Here is a 255-nt window from a genome sequence, read left to right as displayed (position 1 = left end):
AACTGTTAGCCCACTTAAGAAAAACCGTGACCCGAAGTGTAGATCTAAGCAAAATTCGTAAGTTAAAGCAAGCAGCCAGTAAGTCCATCGGACTTCGGCAAGGCTCCGAAATGGCAAAACTGGAGCTGAAAACGCTTCTGGCTAAATATGAATTAATCCACTTAAAATTCGAAGAATTGGATACAAAAATAGATTGTTTACTTGATGAAATACCAGGTGTGCCACAAATGCTAGCGATAAAAGGTGTTGGTAGAT

1 pseudogene is annotated in these 255 nt (G+C 39.6%); it reads left to right on the top strand.

Annotated elements, in window-relative coordinates:
- Window positions 1–255, top strand: a pseudogene (locus tag SB773_RS35420) (IS110 family transposase); the annotation flags it as partial.

Origin of the sequence: Bacillus sp. SIMBA_074 (assembly GCF_046534555.1) — a bacterium.
GTDB lineage: Bacteria > Bacillota > Bacilli > Bacillales > Bacillaceae_G > Bacillus_A > Bacillus_A mycoides.
Note: the sequence above shows the minus strand (reverse complement) of the source record. Positions and strands in the feature narration are given on the sequence as shown.